We start from the raw sequence: 5,322 nt of genomic DNA, 5'->3' as shown, positions 1-5,322 counted from the left end.
GCACTGCCAGCGCTCCTGAATTGGCATTCATGAGGAGGAGATCCCGCAGCCAGGGACCGCCTGAGGTTCCGCCACCCGCACCGCCACCCAAGCCACTTTGATACCCGCCCTAGGCTCCCACGCCATGACCGATCGGATGTGGTCCCTCAGCGAGTTCCGCTTCGATCAGGCGATCCAGGCCGCCGAGGTATCGGTGTTCGACGACGAGACCGGGCGCTTCGAGCTGATGCCGCGCGACCGGGCGATCGCGCTCGCGCACGCGCGTGAGGCCAACCTCGTCGAATGGTGGCCGCAGGGCGCGGTCGAGGCTCCCCAGTGCGTCATCACGAAGGTGACACTCCCGCTGCGCTGGGAGCAGCTACCCGAGGAGGCGGAGCCGGTGGACGAGCGGCTCTGGTTCGAGGCCTCGTGCGGCGGGAGAGACTTTCTCGTCGGCAACGGGAACACCTTCACCGGGCGCATGATGGCGTGGTGCCCCCAAAAGCAACGCAGCTACCGCGTCTCGTCGAGCGAAATCGAGGTGATGCCCGACGAGACCCGCTATTTCGTCACCGGCTTTCTCGCCGGGACGCAACCGGGCCATCCCATCGACGACCGAGGTGACACCGATGAGGCCGACTGGGCCGCCTGGCTGTCGGCCACACGACGGTTCCGGCGCACGGGCCAGTGGAACGGCCGTTGGGGGACGTGCCAGGAGTGTGGTTGTGTCCTGCTTCCGGACAACCCCGCCGACCACTGCGCCGAACACTCGCCCCAGGCTGCCGGTTGAGCCAGGTTGATGGCCCGCCACGCCCTCACGGCCGGGCCGAAAAGGCGGATTCGGAACCGAAATCGGCTGCGGACGGGCAGGCACATCGAGCAGACTGCCCGCCATGACGCGCGAGCACTGGGACACCGTCGAGGCGATAATGGCGGCGAAGCGACGGCTGATCGACCGGATGCCCGGCTGGGAAACACCGGCGGCCTATGGCGTCACCCTCGTGCCCGGGTCGAATACGGATCCCGCTGAAGTGCGCTTCCCCGTGGTCAACGTGCCGGTCCACGAGCTGCCGTCGCTCGTCTTGGCCCTGTTGACCGGGCGCCGGGGCGGATCGGGCACCTACGAACTGGCACGGTCCGAACTCGAGGCCGCTGTGGCGCTGCTGGCTCCGGCCGAGGCGGCCCTGATGTACAACCACCCCAACCTGGCCTCCTGGCGGGAGATCGCGCGTGACTGGGCCGAGGACCCGGCGGGCCGGGTGTTCGCCGTGTTCATCGGTGATTTCGCGGATCGCGTGACGAGTCCGTACGACCTCGCACTTCGCCGACAGATCGAGTCGGGTCAGCGTTCGCCGGAAGTGTTCATCACCGAGCAGCGATGAACACGAACTTGTTCGCAACGAACATGTTCGCTATGCTTTGGGTATGACAGCGCGGCCCGGAAACCTGATCGGCCGACGCGAGCGCCCGGTGAAACCGGCTCTGACCCGCGAGGGAATCGTCGCGACAGCGGTCGCCGTGATGCGTGCCGAGGGGCTGGAGGAGGTGACGATGCGGCGCCTGGCGCGGGAGCTGGACACCGGTCCGGCCTCGCTTTACGCGTACGTGTCCAATACGGCCGAGTTGCACGCGGCCGTATTGGACGAGCTGCTCGGCGCCCTCGACCTTTGCCAGGCCGAGGGCGGGGGAGACTGGCGCGAACGACTGGCGGGGGCGCTCACCTCCTACGCCAAGGTGCTCTTCGAGCATCCAGGGCTGGCCCGCTCGGCGCTGACCGCACGTCCCAGCGGTGAGCACTACCTGCGGCTGCTGGAGAGCCTGCTGGCCCTGCTGGACAAGGGCGGCGTGCCGCCGGTGCAGACCGCCTGGGGTGTCGACGTGCTCCTGCGGTTCGCCACGGCTACCGCGGCCGAGCACTCCACCCGCGGGCAGTCGACCGACGCCGAGGCCGAGTGGGACGCCCTGACCCACGCCTTGCACAGGGCGTCCGAGCAGAGCCATCCCCACGTGCACGCCTTGGCGGGAAGCCTGCTGGCCGGCTCCCCGCGGGCCAGCCTGACCTGGTGCTTCCAGATGCTGATCAACGGCATGGCGCACACCCCCGTCACCGGCTACTGACCCCCACTGCGGCACGCCACCACCAAGGAGCACCATGATCAGCGCCACTTCCCACTGTCCTATCGCGATCGTCGGCGGCGGGCTCGGCGGCCTCACCCTGGCCAGGGTGCTGCACGTCAACGGCCTCCAGGTCACCGTGTTCGACCTCGAGGCGTCTCCCGACGCCCGCGTGCAGGGCGGCATGCTCGACATCCACGAGGACTCCGGCCAGGTCGCGCTGCGTGCAGCCGGCCTGCATGAGCGGTTCCGCGCACTGGTCCATCCCGGCGGTGAGGCGATGCGCATCGTCGACCAGCAGGGCAGGATCCGCCTGGCGGAGGAGGACGACGGCACCGGCGGGCGTCCCGAGGTGGACCGCGGGCAGCTGCGCGATCTGCTGCTGAACTCGTTTCCGGCGGGCAGTGTCCGCTGGGGCCGGAAGGCGACCGGCGTCCGGGCGCTGGGCGGCGGCCGTCACGAGGTGATCTTCGCCGACGGCACGACGATCACCGCCGACCTGCTGGTCGGCGCGGACGGTGCGTGGTCACGTGTCCGCCCCCTGGTCTCCGACGCCGTCCCCGCCTACACCGGCATCTCGTTCGTCGAGGCCGACCTGCTGTCGGCGGACACCCGTCACCCGGCGAGCGCCGCCCTGGTCGGCGAGGGCTTCTTCCTCTGCCTCGGCGACCACAAGGGCTTCCTCGCCCACCGCGAAACCGACGGCAGCCTCCACGTCTACACCGCGCTCAAGGCCGACGAAGGCTGGCTCGACAGCATCGACTTCACCGATCCCGAAAGGGCGAAGAAGGCTGTCCTCGAACAGTTCGAGGGCTGGGGCGAGTCCCTGCGCGCGCTGGTCGCGGACGCCGACGGCCCCCTGGTGCCGCGCCGGATCCACGCCCTGCCCGTCGGGCACCGCTGGGACCGCGCCCCCGGTGTGACCCTCCTGGGCGACGCCGCGCACCTGATGTCCCCCTTCGCCGGAGAGGGCGCCAACCTCGCCATGCTCGACGCCGCCGAGCTCGGCCAGGCGATCGCCGCCCACCCTGGCGACACCGAGGCCGCCTTGGATGCCTATGAGCAGGAACTTTTCCCTCGCGGCGAGGCGTCCGCCGCCGAGTCCGCCGCCAATCTGGAGCTGATGTTCGGTGACAACGCCCTCCAGGGCCTGCTCGAACGGTTCGTTTAGCGGGCAGCGGTCCCTTGTCGTGCCCGGTCGAGGAGAACGAGCGGGATGGCGGCCGCGGCGAGGGTGGCACCGATCAGGCAGACCGAGGTGAGAGCGGCCCCTTGTGCGAGTGCGGCAGCCGCGAGGACGGGGGTGACACTGATGCCCAGTTGGAATGCCGACACGGTGGTGGCGCCCGCGAGGGTCGGGGCGTTGCCTGCCAGGGCGAAGACGCGGCCGTAGATGGCGGGGTTGAGCACGAACGCGGCGACACCGATCAGGAACATCGTCGGCACCACGATCCAGACCTCCCGGATCGCGATGACCAGGACGACCGACAGGATCACGATCGCCGATGCGCCGGTGAGGAGCGCGAGGTGCGGGCGCCGATCGGAGATGCGGCCGCCGATGGACAGACCGACGAAGGCGCCGACCCCGAAGAGCGCGAGAATCGCCGGGATCCAGACCTCGGACACGGAGGTGATGCCGGTGAGCATGGCTGCCGAGTAATTGAACGTGACCATGTACGCCGCGGTGGTCAGGATCGTGATCAGGTAGACGCCCCACAGCTTCGGGGTCCGCATCGTGGCGATTTCCCGCGACACGCTCGGCCCGGACGACCGGTGGGTGTCCGCGCCGGCCGCGGGGAGTCCGAGCAGGCACCCGAGGATCCCGGCGACCGTAAGGGCCACCACGGCCCAGAAGCCGTCGCGCCATTGGGTGAAATGGCTGAGCAATGTGCCCGCGGGGCCGCCCGCGACCATGGCCACGCTGAGGCCGCTGACCACGACTCCGGAGGCTCGGGCGTTGCGGTCCGGCGTCACCAGGCCGATCGCGGTCACCGACGCGACCGCGAAGAAGCCCGCGTAGGCGACGCCCGAGATCACCCGGGTCACCAGCAGGACCTGGTAGTTGCCGAGCAGCCCGACGGCGATGCCGGCGGCGAACACGCCCTGGGTCGCCATCAGTGCGGTGCGGCGGGGCCAGCCCAGGCTGAGCACCGCGAACGGCGGCCCGCCGATCACGACACCCAGTGCGAACGCGGTGATCAGGAAACCGGCCGAGGAGAGGGTGACGTGCAGATCGCCGGCCACCGCGGGCAGTACTCCGGCCAGCAGAAACTCCGCGCTGCCCATCGCGAACAGGCTGAAGCCCAGCAGATACACGCCGACGGGCAGTCGTCCACCGCCGCGGGTCCGGAACTTCCCGGTGCCGGTGCTGTCCGGCAGCCCCTCGGATGCCGATCCACTCGTTGCCCGTGTTGTTGCGTCCATTCGGATCACCTCCACCACGAGAATCCGGAGGACCGACCCGTTCCAGCAACTTCCATTGCCGATTCCGGGACACGTTGGTTGACTGCCCCCATGGACGAACAACCGAGTGTCGATGCCGTGATCGAGCAGATTGCTCCCCGGCTGCGACGCGCCCGCGAGAAGAAGGGGGTCAGCCTGGCCGACCTCGCGCGAGCCACCGGTATCTCAACCAGCACGCTGTCCCGCCTGGAATCGGCACAGCGCAAGCCGAGCCTCGAACTACTCCTGCCGATCATCGCGGCGCTCGGCATCCCCTTCGACGAGATCGTCACCGCACCCCGGATCGTCGATCCGCGCGTGCCGCAGCAGCCCACCAGGAAAGAAGGCCGCGTCCTGGTCCCGCTGTCCCGGCATCAGGGAGAACCACGCGCCTACAAGATGACCATCCCCGCACACGACGAACAGCCCCACCTGCGGATGCATGCGGGCTATGAATGGCTTTACGTGCTCCGCGGCCGGCTCCGCGTCAGGCTGAGGGACCACGACTTCACCATGGGAGCCGGTGAAGCGGCCGAATTCGACTGCCAGATACCGCACTGGTTCGGCGCCGCCGGACGCGGCAGCGTCGAAGTACTCAGCCTTTTCGGGAAACAGGGCGAACGCATCCACCTCCGCACTCGGAGCTGATGTCCGGTGCCCCTGCGGAGCGGCAAAAAAGGCAAGGAGAACGAGCATTCCTTGCCACTACCGACATATAGCGCGTGCCGGACCTTGCCACAAGGCCCCTGTCACAGTCCACAAACAACCTTCGACGTCACCTGGCCC

The 5,322-nt window shown here is 69.0% G+C and carries 6 protein-coding genes; 5 read left to right on the top strand and 1 reads right to left on the bottom strand.

Annotated elements, in window-relative coordinates; genetic code table 11:
• Window positions 1-124 precede the first annotated feature (124 nt).
• From FNH05_RS31305 to FNH05_RS31290, 4 genes are all read left to right on the top strand, one after another.
• Window positions 125-769, top strand: a complete 645-nt coding sequence (locus FNH05_RS31305; RefSeq protein ID WP_144592461.1) for a hypothetical protein — start codon at window positions 125-127, stop codon at window positions 767-769.
• Between the two features lie 103 nt (window positions 770-872).
• Window positions 873-1,361, top strand: coding sequence for a hypothetical protein (locus FNH05_RS31300; RefSeq protein WP_144592460.1), 489 nt, complete (start codon window positions 873-875; stop codon window positions 1,359-1,361).
• 43 nt (window positions 1,362-1,404) lie between these two features.
• On the top strand, window positions 1,405-2,097 hold the full coding sequence (locus FNH05_RS31295) for a TetR/AcrR family transcriptional regulator (RefSeq protein ID WP_144592459.1): 693 nt from the start codon (window positions 1,405-1,407) through the stop codon (window positions 2,095-2,097).
• A 34-nt stretch (window positions 2,098-2,131) separates the two neighbouring features.
• Window positions 2,132-3,265, top strand: coding sequence for an FAD-dependent oxidoreductase (locus FNH05_RS31290; RefSeq protein ID WP_144592458.1), 1,134 nt, complete (start codon window positions 2,132-2,134; stop codon window positions 3,263-3,265).
• On the opposite strand, the gene FNH05_RS31285 is transcribed toward FNH05_RS31290, so the two are convergent.
• Window positions 3,262-4,518: an MFS transporter gene (locus tag FNH05_RS31285; protein ID WP_144592457.1), complete on the bottom strand. Its 1,257-nt coding sequence runs from the start codon at window positions 4,516-4,518 to the stop codon at window positions 3,262-3,264. The two genes, FNH05_RS31290 and FNH05_RS31285, sit on opposite strands and share 4 nt — an antisense overlap.
• Window positions 4,519-4,608: 90 nt before the next feature.
• Here FNH05_RS31285 and FNH05_RS31280 point away from each other — a divergent pair, with 90 nt between their 5' ends.
• Window positions 4,609-5,184: a helix-turn-helix domain-containing protein gene (locus tag FNH05_RS31280; protein WP_144592456.1), complete on the top strand. Its 576-nt coding sequence runs from the start codon at window positions 4,609-4,611 to the stop codon at window positions 5,182-5,184.
• The last annotated feature ends 138 nt before the right edge of the window (window positions 5,185-5,322 follow it).

It is taken from the genome of Amycolatopsis rhizosphaerae, assembly GCF_007713715.1.
Classification (GTDB): Bacteria; Actinomycetota; Actinomycetes; order Mycobacteriales; family Pseudonocardiaceae; genus Amycolatopsis_E; species Amycolatopsis_E rhizosphaerae.
The sequence above is the reverse complement of the archived record's forward strand: the minus strand, read 5'-3'. Positions and strand labels throughout refer to the sequence as shown.